The organism is Mesorhizobium sp. M0296 (assembly GCF_040321675.1).
Lineage (GTDB): Bacteria > Pseudomonadota > Alphaproteobacteria > Rhizobiales > Rhizobiaceae > Mesorhizobium.
Genome location: NZ_JAMYRZ010000001.1, coordinates 69,524 through 84,829 on the forward strand (window position 1 = coordinate 69,524; position 15,306 = coordinate 84,829).

The 15,306-nt window shown below is 63.5% G+C and carries 15 protein-coding genes and 1 riboswitch; of the genes, 8 read left to right on the forward strand and 7 right to left on the reverse strand.

What is annotated here, in order from left to right; translation table 11 throughout:
• Positions 1 to 12 precede the first annotated feature (12 nt).
• A complete protein-coding gene (gene gloB, locus NKI97_RS00360) occupies positions 13 to 780 on the reverse strand; it encodes a hydroxyacylglutathione hydrolase (RefSeq protein WP_352451211.1) in 768 nt (255 codons plus the stop codon).
• Positions 781 to 878: 98 nt separating this feature from the next.
• On the opposite strand from gloB, the gene NKI97_RS00365 reads away from it, so the two are divergent.
• The 3 genes from NKI97_RS00365 to NKI97_RS00375 all read left to right on the forward strand — a co-directional run bounded on the left by NKI97_RS00365 (position 879) and on the right by NKI97_RS00375 (position 4,492).
• A complete protein-coding gene (locus NKI97_RS00365; protein WP_352451212.1) occupies positions 879 to 1,649 on the forward strand; it encodes a class I SAM-dependent methyltransferase in 771 nt (256 codons plus the stop codon).
• A gap of 127 nt (positions 1,650 to 1,776) precedes the next feature.
• Entirely contained in the window at positions 1,777 to 3,609 is a 1,833-nt protein-coding gene (locus NKI97_RS00370) for an ABC transporter ATP-binding protein/permease (protein ID WP_352451213.1), read from the forward strand.
• Positions 3,610 to 3,685: 76 nt separating this feature from the next.
• Positions 3,686 to 4,492 carry a DUF1194 domain-containing protein gene (locus tag NKI97_RS00375; protein WP_352451214.1) on the forward strand — a complete coding sequence of 269 codons (807 nt, stop codon included), beginning with the start codon at positions 3,686 to 3,688 and terminating at the stop codon, positions 4,490 to 4,492.
• Between the two features lie 18 nt (positions 4,493 to 4,510).
• On the opposite strand, the gene NKI97_RS00380 is transcribed toward NKI97_RS00375, so the two are convergent.
• Both NKI97_RS00380 and NKI97_RS00385 read right to left on the reverse strand, forming a co-directional pair.
• On the reverse strand, positions 4,511 to 5,536 hold the full coding sequence (locus NKI97_RS00380) for an RNA polymerase subunit sigma-70 (protein WP_352832072.1): 1,026 nt from the start codon (positions 5,534 to 5,536) through the stop codon (positions 4,511 to 4,513).
• Positions 5,537 to 5,578: 42 nt separating this feature from the next.
• Positions 5,579 to 6,325: an SDR family NAD(P)-dependent oxidoreductase gene (locus NKI97_RS00385; RefSeq protein WP_352452472.1), complete on the reverse strand. Its 747-nt coding sequence runs from the start codon at positions 6,323 to 6,325 to the stop codon at positions 5,579 to 5,581.
• A gap of 236 nt (positions 6,326 to 6,561) precedes the next feature.
• On the opposite strand from NKI97_RS00385, the gene NKI97_RS00390 reads away from it, so the two are divergent.
• The gene (locus NKI97_RS00390) at positions 6,562 to 6,882 is read left to right on the forward strand and encodes a DUF1330 domain-containing protein (RefSeq protein ID WP_352452471.1); all 321 of its coding nucleotides are present in this window, start codon (positions 6,562 to 6,564) and stop codon (positions 6,880 to 6,882) included.
• Positions 6,883 to 6,907: 25 nt separating this feature from the next.
• On the opposite strand, the gene metW is transcribed toward NKI97_RS00390, so the two are convergent.
• Both metW and metX read right to left on the reverse strand, forming a co-directional pair.
• Complete coding sequence (gene metW / locus NKI97_RS00395; protein ID WP_023677909.1) at positions 6,908 to 7,522, reverse strand: methionine biosynthesis protein MetW; 615 nt, start codon at positions 7,520 to 7,522, stop codon at positions 6,908 to 6,910.
• 115 nt (positions 7,523 to 7,637) lie between these two features.
• Positions 7,638 to 8,807, reverse strand: coding sequence for a homoserine O-acetyltransferase MetX (gene metX, locus NKI97_RS00400; RefSeq protein ID WP_352832075.1), 1,170 nt, complete (start codon positions 8,805 to 8,807; stop codon positions 7,638 to 7,640).
• 92 nt (positions 8,808 to 8,899) lie between these two features.
• Positions 8,900 to 8,977, reverse strand: a riboswitch (SAM riboswitch).
• A 138-nt stretch (positions 8,978 to 9,115) separates the two neighbouring features.
• Here metX and hisC point away from each other — a divergent pair.
• Together hisC and NKI97_RS00410 are read left to right on the forward strand one after the other, a co-directional pair.
• Complete coding sequence (gene hisC / locus NKI97_RS00405) at positions 9,116 to 10,225, forward strand: histidinol-phosphate transaminase (protein WP_352832078.1); 1,110 nt, start codon at positions 9,116 to 9,118, stop codon at positions 10,223 to 10,225.
• Between the two features lie 6 nt (positions 10,226 to 10,231).
• Positions 10,232 to 11,167, forward strand: a complete 936-nt coding sequence (locus NKI97_RS00410; protein ID WP_023677912.1) for a prephenate/arogenate dehydrogenase family protein — start codon at positions 10,232 to 10,234, stop codon at positions 11,165 to 11,167.
• 133 nt (positions 11,168 to 11,300) lie between these two features.
• Here NKI97_RS00410 and NKI97_RS00415 read toward each other — a convergent pair whose 3' ends face one another.
• The gene (locus NKI97_RS00415) at positions 11,301 to 12,302 is read right to left on the reverse strand and encodes a DUF2125 domain-containing protein (protein ID WP_352452468.1); all 1,002 of its coding nucleotides are present in this window, start codon (positions 12,300 to 12,302) and stop codon (positions 11,301 to 11,303) included.
• A gap of 114 nt (positions 12,303 to 12,416) precedes the next feature.
• Between NKI97_RS00415 and NKI97_RS00420 the strand changes: the two genes are divergently transcribed.
• Complete coding sequence (locus NKI97_RS00420) at positions 12,417 to 12,950, forward strand: gamma-glutamylcyclotransferase (RefSeq protein ID WP_352452467.1); 534 nt, start codon at positions 12,417 to 12,419, stop codon at positions 12,948 to 12,950.
• A 45-nt stretch (positions 12,951 to 12,995) separates the two neighbouring features.
• On the opposite strand, the gene NKI97_RS00425 is transcribed toward NKI97_RS00420, so the two are convergent.
• The gene (locus NKI97_RS00425) at positions 12,996 to 13,976 is read right to left on the reverse strand and encodes a quinone oxidoreductase family protein (protein ID WP_352745399.1); all 981 of its coding nucleotides are present in this window, start codon (positions 13,974 to 13,976) and stop codon (positions 12,996 to 12,998) included.
• A gap of 345 nt (positions 13,977 to 14,321) precedes the next feature.
• Between NKI97_RS00425 and NKI97_RS00430 the strand changes: the two genes are divergently transcribed.
• Positions 14,322 to 15,269: an aldo/keto reductase gene (locus NKI97_RS00430; protein WP_352832082.1), complete on the forward strand. Its 948-nt coding sequence runs from the start codon at positions 14,322 to 14,324 to the stop codon at positions 15,267 to 15,269.
• Positions 15,270 to 15,306: the final 37 nt, after the last annotated feature.

The window sequence follows — 15,306 nt, forward strand, 5'->3', positions numbered from 1 at the left end:
TCCTGGCGCCGCTCAGAAATTGTCCTTGCGCTTGCGGATCTCGGCGAACACTTCGGCATCCGAGGCCTTCTCCAGGCCGAGATGCCTGCGGATCGCCGGATCGTGCCAGCGCAGGAACGGATTGGTCGACAGTTCCTCGCCGATCGTCGTCGGCAGCGTCGGTTTGCCGTCGGCGCGCAGCGCCTCGACCTTGGCGGCGCGCTCTTTCAGCGCCGAATTGGTCGGGTCGACGGTGAGCGCGAAACGGGCATTGGCCAGCGTATACTCATGGCCGCAATAGATAACCGTCTCGGCCGGCAGCGCCGCGAGCTTCTTCAGGGATTCGTACATCACCGGCGGCTTGCATTCGAGCAGCCGCCCACAGCCGAGCGCAAACAGCGTGTCGGCGGCGAAAGCCACTTTCGACGCCGGCAGATGATAGGTGACATGGCCGGCGGTATGGCCGGGTGTGGCGATGACCTCGATCCGCTCGTCGCCGAGATGGACGACCGAGCCTTGCTCGACAGTTTCGTCGATGCCGGGAATCTTTGCCTTTTCGGCTTCCGGCCCGACAATGCGCAGCTTGAAGCGCTCCTTCAGCGCCAGATTGGCCTCGACGTGGTCGAGATGGTGGTGAGTGGTCAGGATCATCGTCGGGGTCCAGCCGGTGCGCTTGATCGCCGCCAGGATGGGCGCCTCCTCGGGCGCATCGATGAGCGCCGTCTGACCGCTTTTCGGGTCATGCACCAGCACGCCGAAATTGTCGCTGCGGCACATGAATTGTTCGATCTCGACCGGCATCGCATCTCTCCCTTTATTGCCGCAGACATAGGGCGCCTGCCAGCCGATGTCATCTGCCTTTGTTGAACTTGGACTGCTTCGAAGCTACCGTTCCGCGCATGCATTCAGACATTGTCGATCTCCGTTCGTTTTATTCAACCACGCTCGGCCGCCTGGCCGAACGCTCGATCACCATGGCGCTGTCCTCGATATGGGCCGTCGTGCCCAACGAGCGGCTGGTCGGCCTCGGCTATACCTTGCCGTGGCTGGAACGCTTCGGCAGCGATGCCGAGCGTGTCTTTGCCTTCATGCCGGCAACACAGGGCGCGGTGGTCTGGCCGGCGACCGGGCCGACGGCGACCGCGCTGGTCTTCGATGAGGAACTGCCGCTGGTCGATTCCTGCATCGACCGCATGCTGCTCGTCCATTCGCTCGAACATGTCGAGAACCCGCGCGAGACGCTGAACGAGATCTGGCGGGTGCTGTCGCCGGCCGGCCGCGTCGTCATCGTCGTGCCCAACCGGCGCGGTGTCTGGGCACGCTTCGAGCATACGCCTTTCGGCAATGGCCGACCGTTCTCGCGCGGCCAGCTGACCGAATTGCTGCGCGAAGCGAATTTCACGCCGGCGGCGTGGTCCGATGCGCTGTTCTTCCCGCCGTCGCCGCGACGTTTCATGATGCAGTTCCATAACGTGCTGGAACGCGCCGGCCGGCGCTTCTGGCCGATCTTTTCGGGCGTTATTGTCGTCGAGGCGCAGAAGCGGCTCTATCAAGGCGTGCCGGTTGCCCAGCGCGCGTCCCGCCGCGTCTTCGTGCCGGTTCTCTCGCCGCATGGCGCGCCGACGCTTGGCCGGCTGTCGCGGGCCGAACACCCGGCACCGCCAGGATGACGCGTTCGTGATCCGAGACGTGCTTTTTCACGCCTATCTGACGATATCAGGTTTGCTGTCCGATTGAAGGCCGTGCGGCCGATCCTATGACCGGTTTGGCATTGCTCCGAATGCAAGGATTTAACCGATGGATGATCGTCCGGATGTCGAGGCCAGCGCCCAGAAGCTTGCCACGTCGATCGAAGCCAGCAGCCTGCGTGAGCAGCTGGCAACAATCAAATTGGCACTGACCAGCTCGCCAGTGCGAAAACAATTGCTTTGGGCAGCGATCGGCATCGTCGCCGTCATCGTGGCGAGCTCAATCGGGCAGGTTCTGCTCAATCGCTGGAACCAGCCTTTCTACGACGCGCTTGCGCGGCGCGACATGCCGGCTTTCCTGCATCAGCTTCTGGTCTTTGCCGGCATCGCCGGCGGGCTTGTGGTGCTCAATGTCGGCCAGACCTGGCTCGACCAGATGCTCCGCCTGAAGCTGCGCGAGGCGCTGACGCTCGACCTGATCGACGAATGGATGCGGCCGGCGCGTGCCTTCCGGCTGACCCATGCCGGCGCCATCGGCGTCAATCCCGACCAGCGCCTGCAGCAGGATGCCGGGCATCTCTCCGATCTTTCCACCGGTCTTGGCATCGGCCTGCTGCAGTCCTGCATCCTGCTTGCCTCGTTCGTTGGGGTCCTGTGGTCGCTGTCTTCCGGCTTCGTCTTCCACATAGGCGGCCATTTGCTGGCCATACCCGGCTACATGGTCTGGGCGGCGATCCTTTATGCTGGCACCGCCTCCTGGTTGAGCTGGCTGGTCGGGCGACCGTTGATCCGCTTCAACAACGATCGCTATACGCGTGAAGCGGAGCTGCGCTCCTCGGTGGTTCGCGTCAACGAGAATGTCGATGCCATCGCGCTGGCGCACGGCGAGGCCGATGCCAGGCGCCGGCTCGAATTCGATCTCGGCATGGTGCTGGGCGCCATGCGGCGCATCTACAGCGCCCAGATCAATCTTTCCTGGGTTACCGACACCTATGGCTGGATCACTGTCGTCGCACCGATCCTGGTCGCCTCACCGGTCTATTTCGCCGGCGATATCAGCTTTGGCGGCCTGATGATGGCCGTCGGCGCTTTCAACCAGGTCCATTCGTCGCTGCGCTGGTTCATCAACAATATCGGCGGCATCGCCGATTGGCGCGCTACGCTGATGCGGGTCGCCGACTTTCGCATCGCGCTTGGCGACACCGACGCGCTGCACCATACGGAAAGGCGCATTTCGTTCGGCGAAAACCCGGACGGCAGCCTGACCTTCGAGAAACTCGAGGTCGCCTCGCCGGAGGGATGCACCAAGCTTGCCGAGCCGCATGTCGAAATCCGCGCCGGCGACCGGGTCATGATCACCGGAGATCCGGGCGCCGGCAAGACGCTGTTCTTCCGGGCCATTGCCGGTCTGTGGCCATGGGGCAGCGGACGGATCGGCATGCCGGCCGGAGAAGCGCCGATCTTTGTTCCGCGTACCCCCTATTTCCCGCTCGGCAAGCTGCGCGAGGTGCTCAACCATTCAGACGGCGCGGCGGAGGCGAGCGATGCCGAGATCTCGGAGGTGCTGGCCGATGTCGGGCTGCAACGCCTGTCGTCCTCGCTCGATCGCTCGGCGCGCTGGGAGCGTGAGCTCAGCGACGACGAGCAGCGTCTGCTGGCCTTTGCCAGGCTGGCCTTGCGACGGCCGAAATGGGTGATCATCGACGAGGCGCTGGACGCGTTCGACGGCCCAACGCTGAGGCAAGTGCTGTCGATGCTGGAGAAGCGCCTTCCCGACGCCGCGATCCTCAATATCGGCCGCGGCCAGCACAATGCCCGCTTCTTCCGGCGGGCGTTGACCATCGTCAAGGATGCCGGCCAGCCGCCACTCAAGCCGGCCCGTATCAGGGCAGGTGCCATCGAACCGCCCCCGGTTGTCGTTTCGGCTGGCCGAAAGAAATAGAAGGCAAGCTTTATTTCGCCGCGATCGCGGCGAAAAACTGTCGCGATCGTTTCAGATGGGAACGTTCCGATCGGCCATGCTTGACGCTCTCGCCCTGCTCGCCTGCCTGGCCTGCACCCCGGCGGCACCTGCGGCCGCACCGGCCAATGCAATTGCCGTCGATGTCGAGCTGGTGCTGGCCGTCGACATCTCGCAGTCGATGGATGAAAGGGAGTTTGCCCTGCAGCGCGCCGGCTATGTCGCGGCGCTGCGCCACCCCGACTTCATCAACGCCGTGCGTGCCGGCACCTTCGGCCGCATCGCCATCGCGTATTTCGAATGGGCCGGCACCATCCGCGACGATGCGGTCATTGCCTGGCAGGTCGTCGACAGCAAGGAGAGCGCCTACGCTTTCGCCGACAAGATCGCGGCCCGCCCGTTCAGGAGCTTTCGCGGCACCTCGATTTCCGGTGCTGTGGCTTTCGGCGCCGAGCTTTTCAACGGCACGGCCTTCACCGGCAAACGCCGCGTCATCGACGTCTCGGGGGACGGCCCAAACAACACCGGCTTGCCGGTCACAACGGCACGCGATGCGGCGCTGGCGAAGGGTATCGTCATCAACGGGCTGCCGATCCTGATCAGCCCGTCACCCACCTTCAGCCATCTCGACCGGTATTATGCCGAATGCGTTACCGGCGGGCCGGGCTCGTTCGTGCTGCCGATCTATGCTGCTTCCGAATTCGCCACCGCCACTCGCCGCAAACTGATCCTCGAGGTCAGCGGCATCGAGTATCCCAAGCTGGATCCGAGGACGATCCGCATCGACGCACCGATCGACTGCCTGCAAGGCGAGCGCGACCGAAGGTTTTTCTCGGACCCATATTTCCCGGAACTCGACCGATAAGGCTGGCCCAGGGGTAAGCTAGGCTGGTGGCAGGCCGAAGGCCGGGAACAGAGATGGCCCGAGCGGCCCTATGAAGATCGTCAAGGAAGCGATCCCGCCCTCGGCTGCGTCGAACACATGCAGGGAATGGGCCCGCCATTCAGGGCCATCGTGGCTGCGGGAATAAACCCCGACCGCCGACTGGGCATTGGCGCGGGTGGCCAGCGAGCGGAAGCCGCCAAACCTCGGCCAGACGGTCTCGAAGAAACCGCGGATCGCTTCGCGGCCTTGATACCATTCACGCCAAGGCGGCATGGTATAGATGGCGTCCTCACGCAGCAGCTCGATCAAGCTGTCGAGATTGGCGGCCTGCCAGGCCTGCATGTAGCGTTCGAGAAGCAGGCCTTCTTCGGGGCTGGGCCGTGATCGGCTGGCCGGCCGTCCCTGAGGATAGCGCGCCGCCAGCGTTACGCGGGCGCGCTGCAACGCGCTGTTGATCGAAGCCGTCGATCCGCCCAGCAAACGCGCCGTCTCGACGGCCGACCATCCGAGGACGTCGGCAAGCAGCAGCGCGGCGCGCTGCCTGGGCGGCAGATCCTGGATCGCCGCGACGAAGGCGAGCTGGACGGCCTCGCGGCTCTCGTAACGGGCTTCCGGACCTGGCTCGCTGCCGGCAACGTCGGGAAGCTCGGCGTCGGGGTAGGGCTCCAGCCAGGCGATGTCGGCTACCGGCCCGCCTATGGCCGCCCCGTGCGAGGGCGGCCGTCCGGGTTCCCGGAGAATGCGACGCGCCCTCGACCTCGCCTTGATGGCGTTGAGGCAAGCGTTGGTCGCGATCATGTAAAGCCAACCGCGAACCGAACCTCGCCCGTCGAACTCCGATCTTGCGCGCCAGGCGCGAAGCAACGTGTCCTGGACGAGGTCGTCGGCCTCGTGCAGCGAACCCATCATGCGATAACAATGCAGCTTGAGCTCGCGGCGATGCGCGGCCGTGACCTTCTCGAAGGCCAGCCGATCGAGGATCGGCTGGCCTGCTGGTTCCAGAGGTGGTTGAGCGTCTGTCATGTGGCTTGTGCGGTTACGAGCGAGCGTTGCATTACGCGCCCCTCAGGCGGCCGGGGCAAGCCCGCTACCGCTCACCATGAAGGAACTGCCTTGCGGCTGGCCGGTGGCGAGTGCGACCACCGCCCGTCCGACATCGGCCGGCGTTTGCATGTCGGTCATGGCGGCGATGAAGTCCGCCGGCTGGATGCCCATATAGGCCGCTATGCTGTCGACGCCGGCCTTGCCCACGCCGGTTTCCGGCATGATGCGCATCGGCGCGAGCGCCATGAAGCGCAGGCCGAGGCCAAGCCGGTCGGCCTCCTTCTGGCTATGACCGGCCAGGAACATCTGCATGCGTTTTGCGCCGGCATAGCCGCCGGCGTTCGGTGGTCCGCCGGTCAAGGCTGCGCCGCTGGAGATCAGAACGATCCGGGTCCCCGGCTTGAGCGGACGCCGCAGAGCGGCCCGGCAAAACAGGAACGACGCCTTGACGTCCGTGTCCCAATTTGCCGAGAACGCCTTCCAGTTCTGTTCATGCACCGGCGCAGAAGGCGCCAGCGCGCCTGCACAGATCACCAGCACGTCCGGCTCAAGCGCGGCGAAGACCTTATCCGGGGCGGAGTCCACCGTAGCATCGACCGCGAGCGTCTTCACGCCCGAGACCTCCCAGGCAAATTGCGCCAGGGCCTGTTTTCCGCGGGCGACGGCGAGCACCGTCGCTTTCTCTTTGAGGGCGGCCTCCGCGATCGAGCGGCCGACACCACGGCTGCCTCCGACGACGACGACATTCTGATTTTGCAACGATCCCATGGATCACCTCTCGTTCCCGGCCGCCGGACCATCCAGGCGCGCTCATCGATAAGGACAGCGCAGGTGTGCCAAAATCATCGGTGCCAGGCGGAAATATCTTTCAGGTGACGGCAGCCGCGCGTCGGTTTTTGTATTCAGTGTCATTACCTCTGGGGTAATCGACCAGCGTACTACGTCTCGGCAAACTGCTCCCATCAAGCCGGTTGTCCGGCCTTCGACCACAAGGAGATTACGCCATGACCGCCTACGCCGTCGCCCATATGCGCCAGGTCACGCCGGGGCCGCAGATCGTCGAGTACCTGCACAAGATCGATGCCACACTGGAACCGTTTGGCGGCCGCTTCGTGGTGCACGGAGGCGAGGTGGAAGTCGTTGAAAACACCTGGCCGGGCTATCTCATAGTCATCGAGTTTCCCAACCGGCAGCAGGCACGTGCATGGTACGACTCGCCCGCCTATCAGGAGATATTGCCGCTGCGCACCGGCAATTCCCAGTCCGACGTGGTCTTCGTCGACGGCGTCCAGCACCCCCACAAGGCCACCGACGTTCTCGAATAGAGGGACGATCTGCCACGATTGGCTCTTATCGTTTCAGCAGGAATACCGCCTGCTGGCCGAAGAAATTCCAGAACCACCACGGCATCGAGAAGCCGATCCGCTGGCCGTTGGCGTCGAGCGCGGTTGCCTTTTCCACCGTCGCGCCAAGCTCGTCGCACAGATTGACGAAGTCGCGAATGGTGCAGAAATGGATGTTCGGCGTGTCGTACCAGGAATAGGGCAGGTCCCTGGTCACCGGCATGCGGCCGTTGAAGAGCAACGAAAAGCGGACCCGCCAATGGCCGAAATTCGGGAATGAGACGATGGCGCGGTTGCCGATCCGGAGCAGTTCGTCGAGCACCAGCTTCGGATTGCGTGTCGCCTGCAAGGTCTGCGACAAGACGACGAAGTCGAAGCCCTTGTCGGGATAGAATTGGAGATCCTTGTCGGCATCGCCCTGGATGACCGACAGGCCACGCGCCACGCATTCGTTGACGCCGCGCTGCGACAGCTCCAGCCCGCGGCCATCGACCTTCTTGGTCGCCTGCAGCAATTCGAGCAGCAGGCCGTCGCCGGAACCGACATCCAGCACCCGCGACTGCGGCGGGATGAGATCGGCGACGACTTCGAGGTCGACGCGCTGGGCGCGGTTGACGCTCATGCGTTCGGCTCCTGCCTGGCGCATGATCCTGATCCGAAAAGTCTGCAACCTTTCGGGGTCATGCGCTGATGCCTGGCGCATGGTCCTGATCCGAAAAGCCTGCAACTTTTTGGGGTCATGCGCCGAGCCCTCTTGCCCGGGCGGCCGAGGCGATGAAGCCTTTGATGGCGGCGAACAGTTCGGGCTCGTCGAGCAGGAAGGCGTCGTGGCCGCGGTCGGTCTCGATCTCGACGAACGAGACCGAAGCGCCGGCCGCGTTCAGCGCGTGCACGACCGAGCGGCTCTCTTCGGTCGGGAACAGCCAGTCGCTGGTGAACGAAACCAGGCAGAAGCGCGTCTTGGTGCCGGCGAAGGCATCGGCCAGCCGGCCGCCATGATCGGCGGCGAGATCGAAATAGTCCATCGCCCGCGTCATGTAGAGATAGGAGTTGGCATCGAAGCGGTCGACGAAGGTCATGCCCTGATGGCGCAGATAGCTCTCGATCTGGAAGTCGGCATCGAAACCGAAGGTCAGCGCTTCGCGGTCCTGCAGGTTGCGGCCGAACTTGCGGTGCAGCGCTGCTTCCGACAGATAGGTGATGTGGGCGGCCATGCGCGCCACCGCCAGCCCCTTTTCCGGCCGCTTGCCATGCTCGAAATATTTGCCGCCATGCCAGTCCGGGTCGGCCATCACTGCCTGCCTGCCGACCTCGTGGAAAGCGATGTTCTGCGAGGAATGGCGGGCACCGGTGGCGATCGGCAACGCCGAGAAGACGCGCTCCGGATAGCTGGAGGCCCATTGCAGCACCTGCATGCCGCCCATCGAGCCGCCCAGCACGCTGAACAGCTGTTCGATGCCGAAATGCTCGACCAGCATCAACTGCGCCCGCACCATGTCGCGGATGGTGATGATCGGCAGGTCGAGCCCGTAGGGCTTGGCGGTGGCGGGATTGGTCGAGGCGGGGCCGGTGGAGCCGAGACAGCCGCCGATGACGTTTGACGAGATGACGAAGAAACGGTCGGTATCGATGATCTTGCCGGGACCGATCAGCACTTCCCACCAGCCCGGCTTGCCGGTCACCGGATTAGTGTTGGCGACGTGCTGGTCGCCGGTCAGCGCATGGCAGACGAGGATGGCGTTGGAGCGCGCATCGTTGAGCGCGCCATAGGTCTGGTAGGCGATCTGGAACGGCGACAGCAGCGTGCCGGCGTCGAGCTTGAGCGGCTTGTCGGCGCCGAAACGCAACACCGGGCTCGACGGCTGGTCGGCCTCGTTGTTGGTTTTTCGAGCGCGCAAAGCGACCATTACATATCCTTGCCCGGCCTTCCGTTGTCCGCCGGTCTGGGCAACAGCCAGCCCGGGCAACAAAAAACCGGCCATGCCTTCGCAAAGCCGGTTACAAGATGCAAACGGCCCTTTAGCAAGTTGTTTAACGTGGCTGCAAGCCGACCGGCCAAATCACCACGGAACTGTCGATGCTCTTCTATGACTCGCGCGTGGGTTCGTCAACGGCAAGTTCTTGATCCCGAATTGCCGCCCCTCGACATTCCGGGCCACGGCTTGTATTTCCGCTGCGGCCTCCCGATGGAGGCATCCTCGACGGATTTCATGGAATGAGCCAGACACCGGATCAGACACGTCCAACGCCCCGCGCCGGCATCATGGACATCGAAGCCTATGTGCCCGGCAAGAGCGCGGCGCCTGAAGGTGTCGCCAAGGTCCATAAATTGTCGGCGAACGAGAACCCGCTCGGTCCTTCGCCAAAGGCGATAGAGGCCGCGCGCGCGGTCGCCGACAAGCTCGCGGTCTATCCCGACGGCAGCGCCAGGCGCCTGAGGGAAGCGATCGCCGAGGTGCACGGGCTCAACCCGGCGAACATCGTCTGCTCCAACGGCTCCGACGAGATTCTGGGCCTGCTGGCGCAGACCTATCTCGCACCCGGCGACGAAGCCATCATCACCGAACACGGCTTCATGGTCTACAAGATCTACATACAGTCGGCCGGTGCCGTCCCGGTAACGGTCAAGGAGACCGATGAACGCGCCGACATCCATGCGATCCTCGCTGCGGTGACGCCGCGCACCAGGATCATCTTCCTTGCCAATCCAAACAATCCAACCGGCACCTACGTGCCGTTCCAGGAGGTGCGCCGCCTGCATGCCGGCCTGCCGCGAAACGTGCTTCTGGTGCTGGATGCAGCTTACGCCGAATATGTCCGGCGCAACGATTATGAAGCCGGCGTCGAGTTGGTGGGCAGCGCGGAAAACGTGGTCATGACCCGCACTTTCTCCAAATTGGGCCTGGGCGGGGCGCGGATCGGCTGGATGTATGCGCCAATGCACGTCATCGACGCGATCAACCGCGTGCGCGGGCCTTTCAACGTCAATGCGACGGCGATCGAGGCCGGCATCGCGGCGATCCACGACCGCGCCCATATCGAACGCAGCGTCGCGCACAACGAGACCTGGCTAGCCTGGCTGAGCGAGCAACTAAGCGGGCTCGGGCTGCGGGTGACGCCGAGCGTCGGCAATTTCATCCTCATCCACTTTCCCGAGGACAAAAGGCATTCGGCGGCGGCCGCCGACGACTACCTCAGTGCGCGCGGCTACATATTGCGGCGCGTTTCCGGCTACGGTTTTCCGAACGCGCTGCGCATGAGCATCGGCACCGAAGAGGCCAATCGCGGCGTTGTCGCAGCACTCGCGACATTCCTGAAAAGCTAGAACACCATGACCTCACCGATGTTCGAAAAGATCGCGCTGGTCGGCATCGGCCTGATCGGCTCGTCGCTGGCCCGCGTCATCCGCCGCGAGGGACTCGCCGGCCAAGTGGCGATTTCGACGCGCAGCGACGCGACGCTGGCACGCGCGAGCCAACTCGGCCTTGGCGACACCTATACGACGGATGCGAAAGAGGCGGTTCGCGATGCTGATCTGGTTATCGTTTCGGTGCCGGTCGGCTCTTCAGGCACGGTCGCCGCAGAGATCGCGCCTGCGCTGAAGAAGGGCGCCATCCTCACCGATGTCGGCTCGACCAAGGCGTCGGTGATCGCGCAGATGCAGCCGCACGTGCCTGATGGCGTGCACTTCATCCCCGGCCATCCTTTGGCCGGCACCGAAAAATCGGGACCGGACGCCGGTTTTGCCGAACTGTTCGAGAACCGCTGGTGCATTTTCACGCCGCTGCCCGGCACCGATCCCGCAGCACTGGAAAAGCTCTCGGAATTCTGGCGCCGCTGCGGCTCCAACATCGACACGATGGACCCGCAGCATCACGACATGACGCTGGCCATCGTTTCGCACCTGCCGCATATCATCGCTTACAACATCGTCGGTACCGCCGACGATCTGGAGTCGGTGACCAAGTCCGAGGTCATCAAATACTCGGCTTCCGGCTTTCGCGACTTCACCCGTCTCGCGGCGTCCGACCCGACCATGTGGCGCGACGTCTGCCTGCACAACAAGGACGCCATTCTCGAAATGCTGGCGCGGTTTTCCGAGGATCTGTCCTCGCTGCAGCGGGCGATCCGCTGGGGCGACGGCGAAAAACTGTTCGACCTGTTCACCCGCACCCGCGCCGTCCGCCGCTCGATTATCGAGGCCGGCCAGGACATCGACGTACCGGATTTCGGCCGCCAGGCAGTCGAACACCCGCCGAAGGGATAAGCCGCGGCAGGCCGATCGCAGGCCGGCCCGGCTTAGAGCGGTTCATCGTTTCACAGAAACGCCGAACCGCTCTATCTCTTTGTTTTGCGCAATTCCGGACGGAAAACCGTTTCACACTTTTCCTGGAGTTGCTCTAGTCGAGCGGCTTGATCTTGCCGAGCGGGATGAAGCCGAGCGAGGCCTTGCCCCTGACGATCTTCAGCGGCATCGACGGCTGGTTGCCGAGCAGCGCCAGTCCGGCAAAGCCGGTTTGGATCTGTTTCTTCTGCTCGGGGATGGCGGTGGCGAGGATTGCCGCCACGGCCTTTGGATCATTGAGCCTGATCGTCAGGTCGGCATTTATGAGACCGTCGTCATCGACCGACAGCGGTCCGGAAACGGTGATGCGCGCAGTTCCGGACGACAGATCGAGCTTGTGGATTTCGGCCGCCTGGCCGCGCAGGCTCTTCGGATTTGCCTTGATCAGCGTGACGCCGTTCTTCAGCGTCAGGTCGCCGCTGCCGTCGAGCGGCGGCAAGACGCGCCCGTCGATGGCCGCCGCGTCGATTTCAAGATCGGTGAAATTGCCGGCATAGTCGATGTCCGGGCCGTTTGGGCGCAATTGTCCGGTGGCGGTTCCGGCGCTGAACAGCGAGACGGGATCGGTGTCGTCTGCCGGATCGGTCTGGCCGGACAGGCCTTCTGCCTGCAGCGAGAGGCGCCTCGGCAGCGGCCAGGACAGCTTCATGTCGGCCCGCAGATCATCCCAGTCGATCCAGAGCGGGGTCATGCCGGGAACTGAGGTCCTGAGCGGCCCCCTGAGCTCGGCGGCAGGCGACAGAAGCCGCGTGATCTGCGTGGCGGCGTTGATCTTGCCTGTCGATGCCGCGACGTTGCGGCTGTCGTCCTCGTAAGCCAGGCTGTCGCAGGAAACGGTGAAGCTGAAGGGATAGCCGCTGACCGCGAGATTGGCGCAGTCGGCCTTGATGCCTTTGTCGTCGAGGTCGGCGACCGCCTTTTTGGTTGCGCTCTCGACCAGGTCCGCCAGGTAGAACCAGCCCGCGCTGTAGATGCCGAACAGCACGAGAATGAAAGCGGCAAGCCACAACAGGCGGCGACGTTGGCTGGGCGGCGGGCGCTCGTCACTTGACGTCATGCTGCGGCTTTCGTTAACGCGGGGTGGCACGGGTGGGCTGTCGCTTGCGGCACCAATAGGCAGACGGACTGAAACACCACCGGTGAGGTGGTCGTCACAATCAGGCTTGGCGATATGGGCGATTTTTGGGTTTTTGGCTACGGCTCACTGATCTGGCGACCGGGATTCGCGCATGTCGAGACGCGGCGCGCGCGCCTGCATGGCTACCGCCGTTCGCTCTGCGTCTATTCTTTCGTGCATCGCGGCACGCGCGAACGGCCGGGCCTGGTGCTCGGCCTCGACCGCGGAGGCTCCTGCATCGGGCTGGCGTTCCGGGTTCCAGGCGAGCTGCGCAACGAGGTCATTACCTATCTGCGCGAACGCGAGCTGGTCACCAACGTCTATCTCGAACGTGTGCTCAGCGTTCGCCTCGACAAGAGTGAAACGGATGGGAGCGGGACGGTCGAAGCCATCGCCTATGTCGTGGACCGCAGCCATGAGCAATATGCCGGTGCGCTCGACCCGGCCGAGGCGGCGACCGTCGTTCGCGGCGCCGTCGGCCAGTCGGGGAGGAATGAGGACTACGTGCTCAGCACGCTGGAGCACCTTGAAGCACTGGGTATCAGCGACCACTGGCTGGAAGAGGTGACAAGACGGATCGCGACGTAGCTTCTTTTATCGTTGACCATGATGTTTTCGGTGTCGTGGTCTGGGCTACATCCTGAAAATCTGTTTTCCAAGATCGGCGCGATCCAGACTGTTTGCCACGGCAAGCTTGAACTCGGTCAGCGCGTGGAGACCGCCGACAGGAACGTGGAAGCCGGGCTGGCCGAAGGTGTCGATAACCTCGCGTAGCACAGGCCGGTCGGCTTCGGCAGGCGGCGAAAAGAAATAGCGATAGATATTCGCCCTGATCTCGACGCCGCTCAGCAAGACATCGAAGTTGTGCAGTTCGAAGCGCTCGGCACTCATGCCGCCATTGATCACCATCTGTCCGCCAAGCGCCAGGGTGCGGATCAATTCGCCGCTGACAGGTCCGCCGACATTGTCGATAATCCCGTTCAATCCGGCGCCACCGGTGATATCCATCACCGCTTCCCGGATACTTGCCTTCAAGTCAGAAAGGTCAAGAATGGCGGCGGCGCCAAGCGTCTTCAGATCGAAGCTTTGGTGCGAGCGCCGCACAAGCGCGATGACGTTGATGCCGCGTCGTTGGGCGAACTGCATCACCATTGTCGAAATTGACGAATAGCCGGCCGTGACAGCCAGCCACTGGCCAGGCCGCACGCGGGAATCCACCAGCAGATCCCACGCGGTAATGGGGTTCACCATCTGCCCGGCGCGTTCGACAGGATAGCCGGCAGGCAACGGGATCAGCCATTCGGCGGGAATGGCCGCGTACTCGGCCCAGCTGCCATAGTAGCCGAACGCGACAAGCGTGCCCGGTTCCAGCAAGACGTTCGCGCCAACGGCTTCGACGATGCCGGCGCCATGGTTTCCCGCGATCTGCCGGGGAAAATGCGGCTTCTTCGGTTCGGGATAGAGGTTCTGGATAAACAGGAAGTCGCCCGGATTGATCGAGGCCGAGACCATCCTGACCAGCACCTCGCCGTCGCCGATCCGCGGCATCGGCAGGTCATCCACATAGAGCACGTCGCGGGGCGAGCCGATGGCGTCAAATACAATTGCTTTCATGCCGGTCTCCACAACAAACGATCCTGGGCCAACAGTCTGAGCCCGGGCCAGACCGTGCCGAGACTTGCGTCGGCGCGGCGGAACTTATGGCCGGCCGGCAAAGGTCTGAATTGGCAGATTTGACAATCTATGTGCTAAACTTGCCAGATTGTTTCCTCAGAGGGTACTGGTTTGGAAATTCGGGACAGCGTCTTGAAGCCCGACACGGCGCGGCGGGTCGCGGTTTTGTGAAGCGGCGGCGGGCTGGAAAAGAGGCTATGCGTTTGACGTTGCCACGGTGCGACATAGGTTAGCCCGGTCGGCGGCTCCCACCCGCCCCAGCATGAATCACCATGGAGATCAGCCTTGCAGAAACGTCGTCTCGGTCGCACCGACCTATCCATCGCGCCTTTGGTTCTGGGCGGCAATGTGTTCGGCTGGACCGCCGATGAGAAAACCTCGTTCGACCTACTCGACCGCTTTGTCGACGCTGGCCTCAACGCCATCGACACGGCCGATTCCTATTCGCGCTGGATTCCCGGCCACGAGGGCGGCGAATCCGAAACCATTATCGGCAAATGGATGAAAAGCCGCGGCAACCGCGACAAGGTTGTCGTTGTCACCAAGGTCGGTTCGGATATGGGGCAGGGCAAGAGGGATCTGTCCGCCGCCTACATCGAAAAGGCCATCGACGCCTCGCTGAAGCGGCTGCAGGTCGATAGCGTCGATCTCTATCTGTCGCACTGGCCCGACCCGGCGACCCCTTATGAGGAAACGTTCGGCGCCTACCAGAAACTGCTCGACAAGGGCAAAATCCGTTATGCCGGCGCTTCCAACCTCGACGCCGCCCAGTTGCGGGCCGCACTTGACGTAGCAAGCCTGCGCGGCCTGCCGCGCTACGAGGTGCTGCAGCCGGAATACAATCTCTACGACCGCTCGTCCTTCGATGGTCCGCTGCGCGATCTGTGCGCGGCCGAGGACATCGGCGTCATCACCTATTTCAGCCTCGCCAAGGGGTTTCTGAGCGGCAAGTACCGCAGCGAGGCCGACCTCGGCAAAAGCCCGCGCGGTGGCGGTGTGAAAGGCTATCTCAACACCCGCGGCATGCGCATTCTCTCAGCGCTCGATGCCGTTTCAGCCAGACACTCGGCCAAGCCAGCGGAAGTGGCGCTTGCCTGGGTCATGGCACGGCCCGGCGTCACCGCTCCGATTGCCAGCGCGACGACGCTCGACCAGCTCGACAGCCTGGTGCGTGCCGCGTCGTTGCAGCTCAGCCCGGACGATATCGCCGAGCTCGACAAGGCCAGCCCATAGCCGCGCACGATCGTTCAAGACCGGCGCCGCTGCCTTG

Excerpts from the sequence above, each read along its gene's own strand:
- NKI97_RS00365 (WP_352451212.1), top strand. The coding sequence starts at position 879 with ATGCATTCAGACATTGTCGATCTCCGTTCGTTTTATTCAACCACGCTC.
- metW (WP_023677909.1), bottom strand. The coding sequence starts at position 7,522 with ATGAGCGTCAACCGCGCCCAGCGCGTCGACCTCGAAGTCGTCGCCGAT.
- NKI97_RS00390 (WP_352452471.1), top strand. The coding sequence starts at position 6,562 with ATGACCGCCTACGCCGTCGCCCATATGCGCCAGGTCACGCCGGGGCCG.
- NKI97_RS00410 (WP_023677912.1), top strand. The coding sequence starts at position 10,232 with ATGACCTCACCGATGTTCGAAAAGATCGCGCTGGTCGGCATCGGCCTG.
- NKI97_RS00370 (WP_352451213.1), top strand. The coding sequence starts at position 1,777 with ATGGATGATCGTCCGGATGTCGAGGCCAGCGCCCAGAAGCTTGCCACG.
- NKI97_RS00385 (WP_352452472.1), bottom strand. The coding sequence starts at position 6,325 with ATGGGATCGTTGCAAAATCAGAATGTCGTCGTCGTCGGAGGCAGCCGT.
- NKI97_RS00415 (WP_352452468.1), bottom strand. The coding sequence starts at position 12,302 with ATGACGTCAAGTGACGAGCGCCCGCCGCCCAGCCAACGTCGCCGCCTG.
- gloB (WP_352451211.1), bottom strand. The coding sequence starts at position 780 with ATGCCGGTCGAGATCGAACAATTCATGTGCCGCAGCGACAATTTCGGC.
- NKI97_RS00425 (WP_352745399.1), bottom strand. The coding sequence starts at position 13,976 with ATGAAAGCAATTGTATTTGACGCCATCGGCTCGCCCCGCGACGTGCTC.
- NKI97_RS00420 (WP_352452467.1), top strand. The coding sequence starts at position 12,417 with ATGGGCGATTTTTGGGTTTTTGGCTACGGCTCACTGATCTGGCGACCG.
- metX (WP_352832075.1), bottom strand. The coding sequence starts at position 8,807 with ATGGTCGCTTTGCGCGCTCGAAAAACCAACAACGAGGCCGACCAGCCG.
- hisC (WP_352832078.1), top strand. The coding sequence starts at position 9,116 with ATGAGCCAGACACCGGATCAGACACGTCCAACGCCCCGCGCCGGCATC.
- NKI97_RS00380 (WP_352832072.1), bottom strand. The coding sequence starts at position 5,536 with ATGACAGACGCTCAACCACCTCTGGAACCAGCAGGCCAGCCGATCCTC.
- NKI97_RS00375 (WP_352451214.1), top strand. The coding sequence starts at position 3,686 with ATGCTTGACGCTCTCGCCCTGCTCGCCTGCCTGGCCTGCACCCCGGCG.